At 58.9% G+C, this 18,561-nt stretch carries 14 protein-coding genes and 2 pseudogenes; 7 read left to right on the plus strand and 9 right to left on the minus strand.

Translation table 11 applies throughout. The annotated features are described in order from the left end of the window. Positions 1–244 precede the first annotated feature (244 nt). From BUC26_RS23145 to BUC26_RS24630, 7 genes and pseudogenes are all read right to left on the minus strand, one after another. Entirely contained in the window at positions 245–439 is a 195-nt protein-coding gene (locus tag BUC26_RS23145; RefSeq protein WP_143166088.1) for a hypothetical protein, read from the minus strand. After that, positions 436–2,514, minus strand: coding sequence for a site-2 protease family protein (locus tag BUC26_RS19600; protein ID WP_208609839.1), 2,079 nt, complete (start codon positions 2,512–2,514; stop codon positions 436–438). The genes BUC26_RS23145 and BUC26_RS19600 overlap by 4 nt, the downstream gene beginning before the upstream one ends. A gap of 48 nt (positions 2,515–2,562) precedes the next feature. Beyond that, positions 2,563–3,906: an efflux RND transporter periplasmic adaptor subunit gene (locus BUC26_RS19605; protein WP_073378907.1), complete on the minus strand. Its 1,344-nt coding sequence runs from the start codon at positions 3,904–3,906 to the stop codon at positions 2,563–2,565. Between the two features lie 8 nt (positions 3,907–3,914). Continuing rightward, positions 3,915–4,718, minus strand: a complete 804-nt coding sequence (locus BUC26_RS19610; RefSeq protein ID WP_143166089.1) for an efflux RND transporter periplasmic adaptor subunit — start codon at positions 4,716–4,718, stop codon at positions 3,915–3,917. After that, positions 4,688–6,097: a TolC family protein gene (locus tag BUC26_RS19615; RefSeq protein ID WP_208609840.1), complete on the minus strand. Its 1,410-nt coding sequence runs from the start codon at positions 6,095–6,097 to the stop codon at positions 4,688–4,690. The genes BUC26_RS19610 and BUC26_RS19615 overlap by 31 nt, the downstream gene beginning before the upstream one ends. Before the next feature lie 1,369 nt (positions 6,098–7,466). Continuing rightward, positions 7,467–9,225, minus strand: a pseudogene (locus tag BUC26_RS24625) (Ig-like domain-containing protein); the annotation flags it as partial. 1,047 nt (positions 9,226–10,272) lie between these two features. Continuing rightward, positions 10,273–11,175, minus strand: a pseudogene (locus BUC26_RS24630) (DUF4347 domain-containing protein); the annotation flags it as partial. A 148-nt stretch (positions 11,176–11,323) separates the two neighbouring features. Between BUC26_RS24630 and BUC26_RS23150 the strand changes: the two are divergent. The 6 genes from BUC26_RS23150 (at position 11,324) to BUC26_RS19645 (ending at position 14,536) form a co-directional block, all read left to right on the plus strand. Next, positions 11,324–11,743: a hypothetical protein gene (locus BUC26_RS23150; RefSeq protein ID WP_143166091.1), complete on the plus strand. Its 420-nt coding sequence runs from the start codon at positions 11,324–11,326 to the stop codon at positions 11,741–11,743. A 1-nt stretch (position 11,744) separates the two neighbouring features. Next, positions 11,745–11,969, plus strand: a complete 225-nt coding sequence (locus BUC26_RS19625) for an alkaline phosphatase family protein (RefSeq protein ID WP_073378872.1) — start codon at positions 11,745–11,747, stop codon at positions 11,967–11,969. Between the two features lie 12 nt (positions 11,970–11,981). Continuing rightward, complete coding sequence (locus tag BUC26_RS24570; RefSeq protein ID WP_084540789.1) at positions 11,982–12,155, plus strand: PAS domain-containing protein; 174 nt, start codon at positions 11,982–11,984, stop codon at positions 12,153–12,155. After that, positions 12,142–13,089: a PAS domain-containing protein gene (locus BUC26_RS19635; protein WP_279626317.1), complete on the plus strand. Its 948-nt coding sequence runs from the start codon at positions 12,142–12,144 to the stop codon at positions 13,087–13,089. Before BUC26_RS24570 ends, BUC26_RS19635 begins: the two co-directional genes overlap by 14 nt. A 24-nt stretch (positions 13,090–13,113) precedes the next feature. Next, on the plus strand, positions 13,114–14,076 hold the full coding sequence (locus BUC26_RS19640) for a PAS domain-containing sensor histidine kinase (RefSeq protein WP_073378876.1): 963 nt from the start codon (positions 13,114–13,116) through the stop codon (positions 14,074–14,076). A 109-nt stretch (positions 14,077–14,185) separates the two neighbouring features. Next, positions 14,186–14,536 carry a response regulator gene (locus BUC26_RS19645; RefSeq protein WP_073378878.1) on the plus strand — a complete coding sequence of 117 codons (351 nt, stop codon included), beginning with the start codon at positions 14,186–14,188 and terminating at the stop codon, positions 14,534–14,536. A gap of 190 nt (positions 14,537–14,726) precedes the next feature. On the opposite strand, the gene BUC26_RS19650 is transcribed toward BUC26_RS19645, so the two are convergent. After that, entirely contained in the window at positions 14,727–15,698 is a 972-nt protein-coding gene (locus BUC26_RS19650) for an AEC family transporter (protein ID WP_073378880.1), read from the minus strand. A 505-nt stretch (positions 15,699–16,203) separates the two neighbouring features. On the opposite strand from BUC26_RS19650, the gene BUC26_RS19655 reads away from it, so the two are divergent. After that, positions 16,204–18,027, plus strand: a complete 1,824-nt coding sequence (locus BUC26_RS19655) for a RiPP maturation radical SAM C-methyltransferase (protein WP_161949894.1) — start codon at positions 16,204–16,206, stop codon at positions 18,025–18,027. 180 nt (positions 18,028–18,207) lie between these two features. On the opposite strand, the gene BUC26_RS23480 is transcribed toward BUC26_RS19655, so the two are convergent. Beyond that, entirely contained in the window at positions 18,208–18,375 is a 168-nt protein-coding gene (locus BUC26_RS23480; protein ID WP_153307095.1) for a hypothetical protein, read from the minus strand. Positions 18,376–18,561 lie beyond the last annotated feature (186 nt).

An 18,561-nucleotide genomic window follows, 5' to 3' on the forward strand; every position in this document is an offset into this window, starting at 1 on the left:
ATCGCCTCCTTTTTCTTTTTCAGAAAAAACAGAACGTTAATGACCTCAGTATATCATTTATGGGGTCTGAATTTTGTTACGTATAGACAGGAATAAGGTGAAGCCGCCCAAGCTTAAGGGTAGCCTTACCATCATAGTAGTAGTGTTAACCCGTTAACATTACATAAAATGCAGACCTTCGACGTGGGTATCGTTACAAATTTACCGGGAACTCAGGTTTTAAGTGCTCTAACTGCGGCAAATTCTAAATAGCAATACAAGCTGAAGAAATGCTTAAAGCCGCACCAACCACTTGGAAAGAAAATGCATCAAAAACATCAAAGTAATTGCCGCGCCCGAGCGTGCTGAAGGCGGTGACGGTGGTGCCATCCACCAAGCTCGCCCTGCCTGAAACCATGCCGGCATACGGGTCGCCTGGAGCTGGCGGGAAAGCACTCAAAGCCCTGACTCCCGGTTCCACAGGTCGACGGCATTCCCGATCCAGTCACCTACCACGCTGCGACTGGAAGATCCGATCACCACCACTCCGGGCTTTTCCTGCAAAACGGCTGCGGCCTCGCCGTCGCAGCGATCCAGGCGGACGCGGAAGACGGCATGCAACGGCACAGTGAGGCCTTGTGCGTCGACGCTGGCAGGCAAGGGGCCGCCATGCGGACTGCCAAGAAATGCATGCTCCAAGTGCGGCAGTGCCACGCGGTCCAGAGAACCCACCTGACAATTCACCGCTGAAAACCGCCAATCCTCAGGCACGAAGCGGGCCGTGTCCCCCACCTGTATCTGAGGCATGTCCTCATTGACGACATAGGCGTCGATCCGGGTGGGGCCGTCAGCCACCACCTGCACCAGGGGCTCCCCCTGACGTACCCACACACCTGGCTGAAGACCCGGGGCAACCCTCGTAACGCGCCCACTGATACCCGACCTGACCTCAAGCTGGTCACGCAGCGCCATCTGACCTGTCAGTTCCGCCTTTGCCGCTGCCCACTGCTCCCGCAATGCAGGTCCAAGTCCCAGCAGATCGGCATTCAATGGCTGCTGCGCAAGCTTCCATTGCATCGACCGCTCCCGGACGCTGGCCGCAGCCAGGCGCTGCTCAAGATCCGGGGATGTCAGGCCAATCACAGTCTGTCCTTGGCTCACCGAATGGCCATGCCGCGTGTCCAGCTGCTTGATCTGGGCAGCCATCGGCGCGAACAACCACTGGGATTGTTCTGCGCTCAGAACGGCCGGAGCTTGAACCCCTCTCGGCCATGGCACGCACAGCGCCAGCACCCCCAACAACAGCCCCGCGGTGCTGAGGATGGATGCTCCCGTCCAGCGATGGTTTGATCGCCCCTGCCACCATAGACTGAGTTCCCGGCTGACGGGCATCACCACAAACCAGCTCAGCTCCACGGCCAGCAGCAGCAGGCCCAGCGCCTTGAAGAAAAGGTGGTAGACAAGAAAGGCAATGCCCAAAAACAGCACCAGGCGGTAGATCCAGGTCAGGTAGGCGAAAACAATGAGGAGTCCTGTCGCTCGCCGGCTCAACTCCTCTGGCGCCGGATCGCTCCACCCCAGCAACACCCGCCGCAGTTTCCAGCGTCCCAGCGCGAATGCACGCTCGTGGAGGTTGGAAATCCCTGCCGCATCTGACAGCAGGTAGTAGCCATCAAACCTCATGAATGGACTCAGGTTGACCACGAGTGTCAGTACCCAGGTCGTGGTTGCAAGCATGAATGCGCCGGCACGCGCAGGTCCATCAGGCAGCCACATCCATGCCCATGTGGCCACCACAGCGAGCATCAACTCGGTGGCCATACCCGCTGCGGCGATCTGCATCCGCGCTTTGCGAGACGGCAGCTTCCAGGCATCGGTCGTGTCGGTATAGAGCACCGGCATCATGACCATGAAGGCCACTCCCATTTGCGGCACCCGACAGCCGTGCCGATGGGCAGCGAGCGCGTGACCCATTTCGTGAGCGACCTTGGCAAACCCCAATGAAACCACTATGCCCAGCACAGAAGTCCAGCCCGCGTACGCAACGAAAGTGCCCACAAAGGCGTCCCATTGAAACGACACGCCAACGAGTGCCGCAAGGCCCAGGAAGACCAGCAGCTTCCAGAACATGGGGTGGAAGCACCACGTCATCCTGGGTGACAACCAGTTCAGCAGTGAAGTGGGTCGAAACAGAGGCACCCTGAAAAAGAGGTAGTGCTTGAGCACCCAGGACAGCTTACCCATGCGGTGCATGGAGCCTGCCCGCTGCAAACGTGCGGTGTGCTCGGGTCCATGTTGGTCCAGGAGAAAGTTCTGTTCCAGGAACCTCCAGAGTTCCTCGATGTCCTCCGTTCCGATGTGCAGCGTTGTCCGCGTGCAGACGTCAGCCACAATCGCCTTCGACTCCCGCATGGACCAACGAGAAAGAATTTCAAAGGCGGGCCAGCTGATCTCGAAAAACCGGTGGGCGACCGGATCGTGCAACACCCAGGAAGGCGCACCACCGGTATCCGGCGGTCCTGCGTGAAGCTGCAAGTCCTGCCTCAAGGGGGGCAAGCTTGCCGGCGCGGTGGGCACCATGGGTCAGATTCCCAGCGTCTGGCGCAAAACCGTCAACGGGCGCCGCAGTGCAAAGAATGACAGGGGTACCCAGTCGCCACGGATGCGAGCAGAACCCGTCGTACCAATCCGGGGAAGCGGCTGATCCGGGTCGAAGTTTGCCTGTATTTGGTAGCTCCAAAGCCCCTCACGATCGAGTTCCGCGCTGTAGGCGACCTGCTTGACCGTGGCTCCATAGGACGACAGTGGACTGGCATTCGGGTACAGCGTGACGACCGTGCCTTCGGTGATGTCGAATCGTTCGCCCACAGGAAGTCGCACGACCAGTTCAATCCTGGCAGGATCTGCGAGCAACAGGATTCGCTCCCCCTGCACCACTGTACGCCCCAGCCACTGATCGGCACCTGAAAACACCACGACACCTGCACGCGGGGCACGGATTTGAACACGACCCAGTTGCTCTGTGAGGAAGTCGAATTCAATCGACTTCTCTTCCAGCACGCCCCGACGAAGGGCCATCTCAAGGCGCCCCCTGTCATCGGTCACCGAGAGCTGAGCCGACTGCCGAAACTCCTCTCGCGCCGCATCCAGTACCTTGCGTGCCACCTCATGGCGCGCCTTGAGGGCGGATTCGTCCAGCGTCAGCAGGGCTGCGCCGGCCTCCACTGTCTGGTTGGGCTTGACCAGCAGCCGGTCGATCACGCCATCCATTGGAGCCCGCACAAAATAGGGGTCGTCTGGCCGAACTTCGGCTGAAAGGATCACGCTCTGGCGGATCGGGATGAACATGAACACCAGGACGGCGCCCCAGACCCACCGCCGATAGTGCTGCCACCACCACCTCGTGCCGCCAGTCTTCCCGCGACGTCTATGCAGCTTGTTGGCGAGCGCTAGGCCGTAGTGTGTCCCGAGCTCCTGCACCACGGCCAGTTCATGCGGTTGCCAGGGGGCCGCTCGCGCCAACAGCCAGCCACCGAGCTGCTCCCCGTCAACGGCAAGCAAGGGCACCCACATCACATGGGGCGGTAACCACTGCGCCCAGTCCTGAGACAGATCGGGATGATCCTGTGAATGTATCAGGCGGGGCTGTTTCGATACCTCGGACGCCGGCTCACTCAAGCGGTGGCACAGACCGGAAACCCAGTGTGAAAACGGCGAATTCGGATCTGGTCGGGGTTGGCCGGACACAGCAGAAAGCCTGGCTGTGTCGGTGAATGCGCCCGCCTGACGCCAGAAAACAGCCAACTGGTACTCAAGCACCTGTCGGCTCTCGTTGACCATGACGAAGCCGAGCGTTTCCAGATCGGATGCCCCTGCGGCACGGCGAACCAGCTGAAGAATTTCCGCCAGCACTCGGCTGGCATCCACCGTGGAACTCACCGCACGCCGGGGAAGGTGGCCCAACCGCTCATGCCAGGCAGCAACCCGGCACTCGATCCCGTGACGACGGCAACCAGTGCGACCGACTGGCTGATGGGGTCAATACGTGCGCCGATGCGCGTCACCTTCGCTTCGACGGTCTTGTCCAGATCTTCCAGTCGAATCTGAAAAAGTGCGCCGGCCTTGAGCCACGAAAGCCAGCGGGACGGAACGATCAGACGCACCTCGATGGCGCTCGTGTCCACCAGGGAAAGCAACGGCGTACCGGCGTTGACAAATTGATGATCCGATGCCATTCGCTGAACCACCCGCCCGGAGAACGGCGCGACTATCTGACATTTGGCCAACGTGCTCTGGACCATTCGCACATCGGCTGCCGTTTCGCGCGCCTTGGCCTCGGCCTGGTCGGCTTCAAGCTTGCCCACTGAGTTCAGTTCTGCCAGACGCTGCACGGTCTCCAAATGGTGCCTAGCGCCGTCCCGGGTGGCCCTGGTCTTTTCGAGCTGTGCTTCAAGCGTTCGGCAGTCAAAAGACACCAGGGGCGCTCCCGAACGAAAAGCGTCGCCATCGCGCACGAAAATGCGCTCGATTCGGGCAGCCACCTCGCTGGAGACAACCAGATCATTCAGGGCCGTCAGCTGAACCCTGATGCGCCCGTCCTGATCGGTTCCAGCCTCCGACTGCGCCAACAGAGCCGGTGCCTGAGTCAGAAGGCAGCCGCCCACCAGTAAACTGGTCATCCATCGCCGCCGAAAAACCGCTGCCACCATCAGGGACCGCCCCCCAGCTGCCGAACCCACCTGGCATCGGTCTCATGGAGGCTCTCTCTAAGCCCTGCAAGGTCGCGGCGTTCCACCTCGGCAGGCAAAGGATCCCAGCCGATGGTGGCCAGCAACTGACCATAGGCTACCTGCAATGAGGCATAGCTGTGGTGGTCCCGCAGCTCGGCGACCAGCGCACTGGCGGCCGCCCGGACCTCCTGCAGACGGCTCTGCATGTCGGTACGCGTGGCATTTCTGGTCTGCTCCAGGATCTGCTGTTCAATCTGGTTGAGTTCCTGGGCCAGTTCGTGCTGACCCAGTCGACCGCGGTAGTCCCGGTACGCCACATGACTCTGGGTGAGCACGGCCATGGACAGCGCCATGTGCTGGTGGTGAGCCAGCTCTTCCTGTGCCTTTGCCGCGCCCATGATGGCGGGCGCATTGAGCACATTCAGTAGATTCCAGCTCACGCGCAGGCCAGCGTCACGCCAACTCTTGTTCACCAGGAAATCGTTGCTGTCGTAGTGGGTGCCAACCGAAAACTCGATGCCAGGCATCAGGCGCGCCATCGCCTTGCGCGTTTCCAGCACACCGATGCGTTCGTTGTAGCGCGCCTCCATCAGTTCGGGGCGGTTCAGCAGCGCGGCCTCTTCCACCTGCTCCAGGGACATGGTGAGCCGATGAATCTGTCTGTTCTCTGGCACCACCACCTCGAATGACACCCCTGGCTCCATGTTCATCAGCGAGGCCAGCCGGGGACGGGCCTGCGACAACTCGTCGTTGACCGACTCCAACTGGCGGATGATTTCAAGCAGCTGACGCTGGTACCCCAGTGTCTCCATGGGCGAAACAAGACGCTCCGCCTGAACCTTGCGGGAATCGGCCAGCGCCTTGCGCGCATCCGAGATGATCCCCTGAAGGGGCTTCTCCATCATCTGCGCACCTACCATCTGCCAGTAGGCCTGACGCACCTGCTGCATCACCTGGTGCACTGTCTTGCGACGCCGCTCCTGGGCGACCAGCAGGCGATCCGCATTTTGCCGAGACTGGTAGTAGCTCACGCCAAGGTCGAGCACGTTCCACGACAGTCCAAGATCTACCACCGATCGCTGCCTCTCCGAAGAGATCGATGGCACAAGCGACTGCTCTCCCGTGGCATAGTCCTCGGAGGACGAGGCCAGATCGTTGTTGCGCGAGGTATACCCGGCCGCCATAGTCAACCTGGGCAACAGATCGACCCGCGACAGATCGAATTGACGCATGGCCAGCGCCTCTTCCATCAGCTTAACACGGGAGTCGAGGTTATACTTCAGCGCTCTGGCCAGGGCCTCCTCCAGTGAGACCGGTCCGCTCAGTGGCTCCTGATGCTGTACCAGTGCCAGACGTTGTTCAGGCAGCGCTTTCTGGCGCTCGTCCATCGATATGGGCATCGTGCTGGTCGTACAACCAGCCAACATGATGAGTGAACATGCTGCCGCAAGTGGACGCAAAAAAAGACACCAGTCTGTCATGAATCGATCCTTGTATGTGAAATTCAAAATGAAACGCGTTGCGGCATCCAACCTCAGGCTGGCGAAACCGGCGTCCGAAGCGCAGTCACCAACGCATGTGCCTGAGATTCCAGGGCACCCCTGCCATGCGAAGCCCACTGTGAATGCAACGACAACCACTGCGCGGAAGGCAATGGATGGGCTGATTCCTGCCCGGCATCGCCGCGTTGGTCCGCGCGACCGGCCTGGACCTCAAACTCCAGCATCAGGGTTCTGCGCTCGCCCTGCGCATCCTGAACACTGAGTTCCAGCCGCAGCGTGCCGCTGAAGCCGACCGGAGGCACACCGGAGAACTTGCCGGTCACGGGGTCAAACCGAAGCCACGCCGGAAGCGGGCTGCCATCAACCTGCCGGACCTCGATCAGCATCGAGAATTGGCGCAACAGGTCATCACCCATCAGCGCACCCAGTGGGACGGTGTATTCGAAAGGCTGCCCGGAGCGCAGCAAGACCGCGTCCTGCCCGCCCATCACCGGTATGCCCATGGAAGCGGCACCTGCGAGGTCAGTCGCCTGAAAAGGCACCGACCAGGGCTGGTCGTCACGGTCCCATCCTGCGCCTGACATCTCGTCAAGATTCATGGGCCCAAGCACCGCCGAGATTCCTACAGGCATCAACCCTGACAGCGATGATGCCGTGGCACCGCTGCTCCCCGCCCAGGCGTTGAGTGACCCGGACACGATCAACGGAGTCGGCGCAAAAGCAGGCAGGGTAAACCCACCACCCACCGGTAAAGGTGTCATGGGTAAAGGCTGTGACGCGGAAGGGATGGACGGGCGCGTGGGCACCGGGCCCACTGGAGCAGGCGTGGGCACCGGGCTCACTGGAGCAGGCGTGGGCAGCGCAGGATCCGGGGCGGGCACAGGGGCAGGTTCGGACGCGGCGGCAACCAGCACCCCACTGGTTGAACCGACGCCATTGAGTGCGGTTTGCGCCGAGTTGCCCACAGCGTCGAGCAAGGTGCCGCCATTGGGCTCGATGCTGCTGGCCAAGGTGATGCCGTTGTCATCCTGTAGTCCGTTGGTCACCGTGAGACGGAACAACAGTGCCGTGCTGCCGGACCCGGAAACATACTCGGCGTACACCGTGCCACCTGTGTCGAGCGTGACCGCGACACGGGGCGTGCCCCCACTGGTGTCGACCACCACCGTCTCGCTGAAGTTGACGGTGAAGTCGAGGTTCTGCCCGGCCCCGTAGGTGCCGTTGGCCGGCACGGTGACCGATGCGACCGACGGCGGCAGGCCGTCGATGATGTAGTTGTTGGAGTCTGTCGTGCCAGTACCTGTGTTGCCGGCGGCATCCGCCACGCCGGTGTTGTCCAGTGTGATCAGGTTGCTGGTGTCGGCGATGCCGGCGGTCGGGGTCAGCGTAGCGGTCCAGGTGATGCCGCCATCCGAACTCGACAGGCCGCTCAGTGCACCGTTGGCCACCGCGAAATCGCCTAGGGCGAGACCGCTCACCGCTTCATTGAAGGTAATAGTTACAGTGGAGGTTTCTCCGACGGCCAACGCGGTATCGGCCACCACAATGGTGGCCGTGGGGCGCAGGGTGTCGATAGCGTAGTTGTTGGAGTCGGTGGTGCCCGTGCCGGTGTTGCCTGCAGCATCCGCCACGCCGGTGTTGTCCAGGCTGATCAGGTTGCTGGTGTCGGTGGTGCCGGCGGTTGGCGTCAGCGTAGCCGTCCAGGTGATGCCGCCATCACCGGTGCTCAATCCACTCAATACGCCGTTCGCCACTGTGAAGTCGGCGATGGCGAGGCCGGTGACGGCTTCGTTGAAAGTGATGGTGACGGTACTGGTTTCACCGACAGCAAGTGCAGTGTCGGAGACGACGATGCTGGCGGTCGGGCGCACGCCATCAATGACGATGTCCTGATTGGCGCCAAGAGAACCGGCAGCTCCCGGTGTGGGTAGCGTGAGGTTGGCGTCAATGAAGCTACCACTCTGAATGGTGTCGCCATTGGCGGCCAGAGCAGTGGTGTTGGTGTAATCAAGATCCGCCGCAGTGTCGCCGGCCTGCACTGTATAGCTGAAGTACAGGGTAGCGCTGCCGCTACCGGCGAGGTAGCTGAGCACGCGATCCGTCGTGCCAGTTTCCAGCGTCAACTGGAGGGTGCCGGTACTCAGGAAGACGGCTTCGCTGAAGTTAACCACCACGGTGACTGTGTCACCAATTTTGTACGTGCCATCGGCCGATATCGAGGACACCGAGGTAACCGTCGGGTTGTTCGGCGCGGTCAGGGTGAAGTCGTTGCCGGTGCCGCCGACGTAACTGGCGGTGAGTTGGGTTGAATTGCCGCCTGCAGCGAAGCTGGCGCCTTCCGCGATGCCAGTGAAGGCGCCTGTGACAGCATCGGTCGCGTCGTTGACGATAATGGTGTAGCTGTCGCCACTGCCCGGCGTGTATCCGTGTGTTACGGACAGAGTGGCGCCACTGACATCGACCGCGCCGTTGACGATCACCTGGTCGTATTGGGTGCCGGCGCTGGTGCCGTTGATTTCCACAGCCAGAGTACTGCCTGAGGCCATGGTCAGGTCGCCGTTAAGGGCCAAGGCGCCCGCCCCGCTGTTACCCGGCGAAAGCGTGCCGCCACTGTTGACTGTGACGTTGCTGGAGACGCTGCCGATGCCGCCCAGGGTCGCGGCCGATGCGACGGTTATGTTCGATGTGGCAGACAAGGTGCCATTGACCAGCAGGGTGCCCGCATTGACGTTGGTGGTGCCCGAATAAGTGTTGCTGGCGGATAGCGTCAGCGTGCCCGCGCCCGCCTTGGTGAGCGAACCGGCGCCCGCCAGCGCACTGGCGATGGTGACCGCGCCGGTGGAGTTGCTGAAATTCAGGGTGGTGCCGTCCCCCAGGGTGATGTTGCTGCCCGTAAAAATCAGGTCGTTGGCGGCATCGCCATTGATGGTCAGGCTCTCGTTGATCGCCAGCGCACCGGCCAGGGTCATCGAGTTGTTGAAACCGTTGCTGAAGACCAGGGTCTGGCTACCGGTGGCATCCGCGGCAGCAATCGCCACCGCCTCGCTAAAGCTCACCCCGTTGCTTACGTTGATGGTGGCCGTGTCGGTGGTGTTGGTGACGTAGATGGTGTCGCTGGTCACATTGACATTGGCGACAGGGCCGGCAACGGTGCCGTCATGCAAGGTGAAGCGGATCGATGCATCACCGGCGGGTGTATTGTTCTGGTAGGTGATGTGACGGGCGACGTCATTGACCAGCGCAGTCGTCGCGGTGGTGTCGCTGCTGGAGAAGTTAACGGTCAGCACACCTCCAGTATTGGCAAAGGATGCGAAAGTCTGTCCGCCCGACTGCAGGTTGGCGCCACTTACAGTGAACAGCGCCCCCGAGGTGTTAAAGCCAAACGTGTCTGCTCCAACTGCTGTATTGCGCTGCACGGTCAGACTTGCACCGCTCCAGTCGCCATTGCCGCCATTGAGCGCCCCCAGTTCGGCATCGGTCACGGATGCGTTGCCACCACTGTCAAGGGTCACGGTGTTGCCTACCCCTGCCCAAGCAACGGTGTCGCCATTGAGGTTGGTGATGGTGGGGGCGGTGTTGGGTGGGTTGGTGTCGCCCGCGAAATTATCAAAGTTCGTGAAAAGGAAATTGGTCGATATAATTTGTACCTGGTCGACGTGCAGACTGCCGAAACTCAATGTGCCGGAAGCACCGACTGCCATGGTCTGATTGGCTCCTGTTACAATCCCGTCGAGATACCCGCGCACATTCGTTGTGCCACCACCGGTGTTGTTGATATATATGCTGTCAAAAGAAAAGTCTGCGCCGTCAGTGCGGGCAATCGTCACGCGCTCAATCGCGCCGGTGTCCACGCCGGAGAGCATGTTGACGGAAGCTGAGCCTCCAAAGCCGTTGGCATTTTCCCAAGCGAAGTCGCCACCATCCCCATCACTCGTAAAGGTAAATGTGTAGGACACTCCGCCCAAGGTACGAGTGAAATTGGTAATGGCGCTGCCTGTGTTCGTGCTGAAATCATCCGAAAATGCAACAAGCAGATCTGAGTAGTTGCTCAAGTGGAGGGATGCGGTTTCGATACTTCCTTGCGTGGCTTCCAGCACCCAGTTGCCGCCCATGGCGGCTGAACCGGTGTTGTCGGTGGAGGCCGCGACATCGGCTCCCGTCGACGCGGCCAAGGCGGTGATGAAATCAACACCTTGGCCGTTGGCGCCCACGTAGCATCCGTACAGCAGGATGTCACCCTCCTCCGTCAGCGACTGCCCAATCTGCTGCAGAAGGCCCTCACGTTCCGTGACGCCCTGAGCGTCGAGCCAGGTACTGCCCAGCGACACCCTGCCTTCGTCTCCGTGACTGATCACATGAATGGCGCTCAGCCCTGTGCGCCCTTGCAGGTGGTCCGCCATCTGCGCCAGACCATCACCCTGTGCGTCCAGCATCACCATCTCGACGCCTTCGCGCATACCGCCGGTGAGCGTCTCCACATCCGGCAGGTTGTCCAACACGAACACGACTTCCTGGCCAGGCACTGCCGTTGTCAATGATTCCGGAAGCTCAGATGCAAGAGTGGATGATGGCTCCGACTCTGACGCTGTGACATCCAGGGCAGACTCGTTATCCACGATTGGGTCGGTTTCCGACTGCTCAGTTTCTGCAGTTGCTGGCTCGGGCGACTGATCAATGGGTTCGGCCTGGAGCGCGGCTTCATCGGCAACGTCTGCATCCGGGTCCGATTCCGTGTCTGCTGCGACCGGTGCCGGAGCCGGTGCCGGCGCCGGGGCCTCGACCTCGACGGGTTCCGGTGCCACTTCCGGCTGGGCCTGCGCCTGTACCTCGACCGCTGTCCCGACGGCCGCCGCATCGAACATCATCCGCGGCTCCAGCGCCCGGATGAGGGTCGCCCTTCGGCGCGCATCTGTTTTCCGCCATGCGTCAGCTTGCGTCTGGATCTCAACCATCTCCACTCCCATTTAGACCACGCCTCTGCAAGGCGATGAAGCACACAGACATGCGGTAACAAGAAAAATTGAATCCAACAGAATGTGACAATGTGGCCAACACTTTCGGCCACCGCCTTAGCAGAGCATCTGCACAGCGCCTATTGCGACAATTCACCGCATGTTCCGGTTCGACCTGATCAAGACCGAAGGCCATGCGCGCCGCGGCCGCCTCACCCTCAACCATGACGCCCGTTCTAAATTTTCGCAAATTCATTTTCATCAGGCATCATTATCAATTAACCCATACTTTTTCAACCGTCCTCTCAGACAATTTTGCGCTTTTCAAGGTGTTACCCAACAGGTCATCGGGATGGATTGCTGTGGGAAACCTATCTTTTATCGGAAATTTCTCATCCACCCCCCCTCCGTATATCGCCAGGAACTTGCGAATATTCATCCCTGCCGGACCGGAAATCAAGATAATAGGTGCCCAGGCTTGCAGCCGCAGTTAACTGCCGGAACAGCTCCTCGCTCTTATAACGGGGTGGATTTTCCCGGTCGCCTGTTTTCGGGGGGCGACGGCGCAGGCGGAGTTTGAGGTGCTGTGCGGCGTTCCCGCACTACGTAAATTGTCCGGCATTGAGTTCGATGTCTTTACCGGTTCGCGAACCCTCTGCTTGCCCAACATTCTCAGCGAGGCAGGTTACCAAACCATCGCCACCAACGCCTTTTACCCTGATTTTTTCAATGCCACCAAAGCATACCGAGGCCTCGGATTTGCCAGTATCAATTTTCCCCGAGAATTCGCCCCTGTGGAGTTGTGAAATCGCGCCCTGATGGGCGAAACATTGCGAACCATAGTGGCATTTGGGACATCGTCCACTGAAAGACAGATTTACGACCTGTGCCTCAACCCGGTTCTAGATTCCAGCGGCCAGCCGATCGGAGCCGCCCAAATTATTCGTAATATAACGGAAGAGATAAGGCAGAGAGGCCCTGCGCGAAAGTGAGGCCATGTTTCGCTCGCTCTTTAATAATAACCTCGATGCCGTTTTCCTGACAATACCGGACGGGCGAATTTTGGCAGCCAATTCCGCTGCCTGCTCCATCTTTGGCATGTCCGAAGAGGAGATAATTAGCCTCGGTCGCAAGGGATTGCTCGACCCTCATGAATCCAAACATCACGCCGCTCTTGAGGAGCGGGAAAAGGAAGGGCGATTCGCTGGGGTTAAACTGTACCACATCCGCAAAAATGGCCAGAGATTTCCCGCCGAGGTAGACTCATTCATCCTGCCAGATGATCCGCAACGTTCATTTGTAATACCGCGCGATATCAGTGAGCGTACTCATGCTGAGGAAATGTTGCGGGCCCGGGAGCTGGAACTCGGCGAGGCACAACGATTGGCGCATATTGGCAGTTGGCATTGGGTTGCGCAGACGGATAGCATCACCGGCACGGACGAACTGCTGAAGATTTACGGCTTTGATCCGCTGACGCAAACAATTCCCAATTTCAAAGACCAGCGTGGCCTTTGGTATTCGCCAGAGGAATGGAACAGGCTCGATGCAGCTGCCCAGGAGTCCGCTCGGACCGGGAAGGGTGCCGTTTTAGAGGAGCAGGCGCTGCACAATGGCCAGCGCATCTGGATCCAAGCACGCAGCGAAGTGGTGTATGACACCGAGGGGAAATTTATCGGCATGCGCGGCACCGTCCAGGACATCACTGAGCGCAAGCGCATAGAGGAGGAGCTCCGTCAACGCGCCGAGGAGCTCGAACGTCTGTTGGAGACCGTGCCTGTGGCTGTGTGGGTCGCCCATGACCCACACAGTCTGACTATCACCGGTAATCGTATGGCCAACGAATTTTATGGTATCAAGGCCGGAGAGAAAGTTTCTGCCACGACTCAGCCCGAATCAAGTCGCTTCTTTGCTCCGGACGGGTGAGAAATTTCAGCCGAGGATCTGCCGATGCGGAAGGCTTCCGCCATCAACCAAGATGTGCTGGATACCGAAGTGCATGTGGAACATTCTTCCGGCAAACGGATGGCCATGCTGGGCAGTGCAGTGTCACTGCGCGACTCGCAAGGCAACGTCCGGGGATCTATCGGCGCGTTCATGGATATTACCGATCGCAAAATTGCAGAGCAGAAGCTAGAAGCCCTGAATGATTCTCTTGAGCATCTTGTTCTGCTCCGAACTGAAAAGATCCGGCAGCAGGCCGTCCGCCTGCGCCACCTTGCCGTTCAGCTGGGCCAAATCGAACAGGCTGAAAGCAAGCGACTGGCCAAGATCGTTCACGACCAGATCCAGCAACTCATCGTCGCGGCGCGCATGCAGGTGGAATGGCTCATGAAGAAGGCAGATCGACCGCAAGAAGAGATTCGGTCAGTCCTGGAGCGCATTCATGGGGTGCTGAGGGAGGCCCTGCAGGAATCAAGATCGCTCACTGTCCAAATAAGCCCGCCAATCCTGCAGAAAGCAGGGCTGTCTGGCTGCCTTGCCTGGCTGGCTGCGCAGATGTGGGAGCAGCATCAATTTCGGGTGAATTTTCACGCCGGCATTGAGACCGACCTGACAGATGAAACTATCGTCATCCTGCTCTTCGAATCAGTGCGCGAGTTGCTGCTCAATGCCATCAAACATTCAAGTGAAAAAGAAGCTGATGTTGACCTCTTGCCTTCCGGTCCCACGGCCATCAAAATCGCTGTCCGAGACAAGGGCCATGGATTTCATCCCGTGGTGTCCAATTCACAACAGGCGGGTGCAAGCTTTGGGCTGTTCAGCGTCGAAGAACGGCTGAACCATTTCGGCGGGTATATGGCTATAGAATGCTCACTCGGGCAGGGCAGCACAATCACCCTTACGATACCGCTGGATGACAAACAGCTGTTGACGGACCAGCAGGGTCCCATAACAGAACAACAAAAGTAACCGTCGTCACGCCACAAGAAAAGTCAGAAGTATGTCGCCTTATGATTGTGGACGATCATAAGATCATGCGGGAAGGGCTGGTAAGTCCCTTACCGTTGAACCTGATATCGTGGTGATCGGCGAAGCTGCTGACGGTTCGGAGACAATAAAACTCTGCTCGGAACTCAAACCCGATATTGTTTTGATGGACGTCAACCTGGGTGATATGGATGGAATTGTAGCCACCAGCCGGATTGTCGCGAATGATCCCGAAACTATCGTTCTTGGTCTGTCGATGTTCCAGGATGAGGAAGTGGCGCAGGCAATGCAACAGGCTGGAGCGACCGCGTTTTTGACCAAGGGAGTGCCATCAGCACATTTGCTGTCTGCGATACATAATGTCATGGCGATCAATGGCATGGCGCCTGACAAAAAAAGGGTGTTTGACAATCAACTGCTTCTAGTGCTAAGCAAGTTGTAAGGTAGATTCACCCTGGCAATCCTCAGAACTACTATTCAGGGGTGAGATTAGCTTATTCATGTACGTCTTGGGAGCGTTGACTCGTGGTGGCGGTGGCTGTCAGGCCAAATTGAAACTTGACGTCCGTTTTTGTCAGATCAAGTCCAGATTTATACATTTTATGCTTTTTTGTGATTGCCAATCATGGGGGTTAGTGAACGAGAAAAAACAGCCAGGGCAAGACGACGATCAGCAGACAGGTTGAAAAAAGCCAACAGGTGTTGGCGAGATCGAGATCAAGATCGTAGATTGAGGCGGCGACGATAGCGTTGAAGCCGACCGGCATCGAGGAGGCAACGAGTACCACCTTCATGGGCAATCCGTTGCCAACTTCGTCCAGGCCGATAAGACGGCTGACGAAATAAGCGGTGGCCGGCAGTACCAGGAATTTCACAGCGGAGATGGTGGCACCGAATTTTGCATGCTGACGCAGATTGCCGATTTCGAGGCCGAGACCGATCGAGACGAGCAGCAGAAAAGTTCCCGTCGGAACGCACAACAGACTGACGGTATCAAAGAGTCGCGGCCGCTCGATACCTGAAAGATTCAAGACGATTCCGCCGAAAAAAGCACACAGGGAGACAACGATAAACGGATCGGTGACGATTCCGATTACGTGCTGTATCGGCTTGAAGGTGCCGGCTGCATGTTTGCTGTAACCTTTGGCGATGGGAAAGATGATTCCGTAATAGACGGCCTCTTCGAACAGTTTGTAGAGCACGATCAAGGCAAAAGCGAGTTCGCCGAGGAAAATATAGATAACCAGCCCGCCGATTGCCCCGGTATTGGTCATCGAGCCGCAACAGATGAGCGTTCCCGTCTGTCGCGGCCGGCAGCCGTTGATGCGCGCGACGAGAAAGCCGAGGATACCGCCCAGCAGGTAGATGCCGGCTCCGATCAGCGGCAGGACCAGCAGGGCCGTGTCGGCAAAGGAGACCTTCCAGATGGCGATGAGAAAGGCCAGCGAGAAAAAACCGAGCAGCGCTATCTTCTGCAAACGTTTTCGCAGTCGCGGGATAGCGGCGAAAAACCTCTGGTGACGATATTTCGCCCAGCGACGAAGCGAAAACCCCGTCGTAATACCGGCGCTGATGATCAGCAGTGACAAGAAAAGAGAGGCCATAATGATTGCTTAAGGCAGGTGATACCGCAGGCGTTGCCGCCCACGCTGCACACTGTTGACGCTCCGCGTGAAGGCCGACCGCAAAGGCGGCGTCGTGGTTACCAACTCGTTGGCCGTTACCGTTTGTCGGTGGGGAAGCAAGTCGTGCGTGCATCATGATACGTCGAAAAATGCCTTTTGCAAAACAAACAAATTTTCCCGACGAGTTTCGGGCTGTGATAAAACCGGCACGGATTAGGTTTTCGGTGCTCTTCCGCTTATGTCGGTGGGTCAGGGCATGGCTGGTTGCTTTTCAGACCGCGGGCTATCTGAGAGTTGGAGTGCGTATAGGCTGAAGGGCGGTGGTGAGCGGAGAAATAGATGATGAGCATCGCCGGGGATTAGTGTAGCTTTCATTTCTGATCAGATGGGCAGACGGGCAGGTGGCCTCTGCGGGGTCAGGGCGGCGGAAGATTGCCCGGGCACTGCCTTCTTGGGCGATGGGATGCTTTCTGTGGGAAACGAGATGGCGGAAAATTCACTACATCGGCAGACGGACCAGCGTGATCGCTCCTCCTTCCGGGTAGAGCTCGTCGCCGTCCCGTGGGCTCTCTTTCATCGTCCTTCCATCCAGGTGGCCAGCCTGCGCAGCTATTTGCTGGCGAAGAGTGACTACCGGGTCGACTGCCATCACCTTTATCTGGCAATCGCCAAACGAATCGGTATTGATTGCTATACGCGCATCGCCCGCTCCGGCTGGGCCGGCGAAGCGTTGTTCGCCGCGTTGCTGTTTCCGGAGCAAGGAGATGCGGCGGCTCGTCTGTTTCATTCCCAACTGCGCAGCGATGGTCGCGGTCCGGTGCCGGATTTCACTTCGCTGGTGGCCGATATCCGGTCCTGCTGCGATGCTTGGGAGGCCGGGATCGATTGGCAGCAGGTGTCGCTGGTCGGGTTTTCACTCTGCTTCAACCAGTTGCTTGCCTCACTCCATCTTGCCGGACGCCTGAAACAAAAAATGATCGACCTGCCGATTGTCTTCGGCGGGACATCATGCGCCGGAGCGGTCGGCCGCTCGCTGGTCGAGCGCTTCGAGCAGATCGACTACCTGGTCGACGGCGAGGGTGAGGGGCCGCTGTTGGCCTTGTGTCACTACCTGGATCGGGGAGATGGCGTGTTGCCCGACCGGATCATCACCGCGAAGGGGCGGGGCGGCGGGCTGAGTAGCCCCGATATCACGCCCCTCGACGATCTGCCGGTGCCGGACTACCGTCCGTATTTTCAAGAGATGCAGAAAACCTTTGCCGACCTGCCGTTTTTGCCGGCGCTGCCGGTCGAGTTTTCCCGGGGGTGCAGTTGGCAACGCTGCACCTTCTGCAATCTCAACCTGCAATGGCGGGGCTATCGCTGTAAACGGGCGCAGCGGATGATTGCCGAGGTACAGGAGTTGTCGGTCGCCAATGAATCGCTTCATTTCGCCTTTACCGACAACGTGCTGCCGGCCCGGGAAATGGACGAATTTTTTCGGGCCATGGCGGTAGCACCTGGTGATGTGACGTTTTTTGGTGAATTGCGGGCGAAGACCTCTCTTGAGCGGTTGACCCTCTATCGGCGTGGCGGTCTGCGTACGGTCCAGGTCGGCATCGAATCGCTGTCAACATCGTTGCTTGGTCGCATGGGCAAGGGGACCACCGCCATGGACAACCTGGCGATGATGAAAAACTGTGCCAGCGCCGGGGTGGTGCTGATGGGCAATCTCATTACCGAGTTTCCGGCTACGAGCCCGGCGGAGATTGCCGAAACCCTGGACAACCTTGACTACGCGGTGCCCTTTGCACCGCTCGATACAGCTTCATTCTTCCTCGGTTACGGGGCACCGATGCATCGTCACCCCCGGGATTACGGGATTACCGCTATCCTGACCCATCCGCACTATCGAACGCTCTTTCCCGAACACTACCGGGGCATGATGCTCGTCTCCGGGTACCGCGGTGATCGGCTGCGGCAGAAAAAACTGTGGCGGCCGGTGCGGCTCAAGATTGCCGCCTGGCAGGAGTTTCACCGCCAACGGCGCGACCGGGAAGGGCAGCCGCTCAGTTACCGTGACGGCGCTTCGTTTCTGGTCATCAGTCAGGAACAGCCTCACCAGCCCTCGCTTCTGCACCGGCTGCGCGGCGTATCACGGCAGCTCTACCTGTATTGTGATCAGCCGCAATCGCTGGCAACACTTTGCAGCGCCTTCCCCCGGCTCAGTCCGGCAGCGATCGAGAAGTTTGTCGATCAGCTCTGCCGCAAGCGGCTGATGTTTCGCGAGGCGGACCGGGTTCTCGCACTGGCTGTGCGAGCACCATAAATACCTGGTGGCAGAGGGATGAGGTTCCAGATTTTCGATCAGAGGGCTTGAGACGAGGAGCCATCAAAAGAAAACTCCCGGCTCGTGGTTCTTCAAACCGAGCCGGGATAAGGGGAGTTGCTCGCGCCGTAGCCGGCACCAATCGCCGGGCGGTGCGAGCAATTATCGATCAGCTGGAGGTTACGGCAGTTTCTGCGGCTTGCAGACATTTTCCGCCTTGGCGGCGCTACGGCCACAGCCCTGGCAATAGTGGGTAGCCGGCTGGATCAGCTGGATATAGGCCTGCGGATCTTTGACGTGGAGTTCCTCTTCAACGTGGGCACACAAGGTTTTATTGTCCTCACTCATATCTTACCTCCTTGAACTGTCGCACCATTGGTGCGGATGATTTGCGGTCGGTCTGCATTTTTCCCTTATGACCGGGTGCCTCTGACGAGGGCAACCTGTCTGACAATGTAGGCATCGAGGAGACCGTGTCAACCGCCGCCCCATGGTCGAGTCGGTTGGTATCCAGAGAGCTTTCGAGAGAACGAA

It is taken from the genome of Desulfofustis glycolicus DSM 9705, from assembly GCF_900130015.1.
GTDB classification, from domain to species: domain Bacteria; phylum Desulfobacterota; class Desulfobulbia; order Desulfobulbales; family Desulfocapsaceae; genus Desulfofustis; species Desulfofustis glycolicus.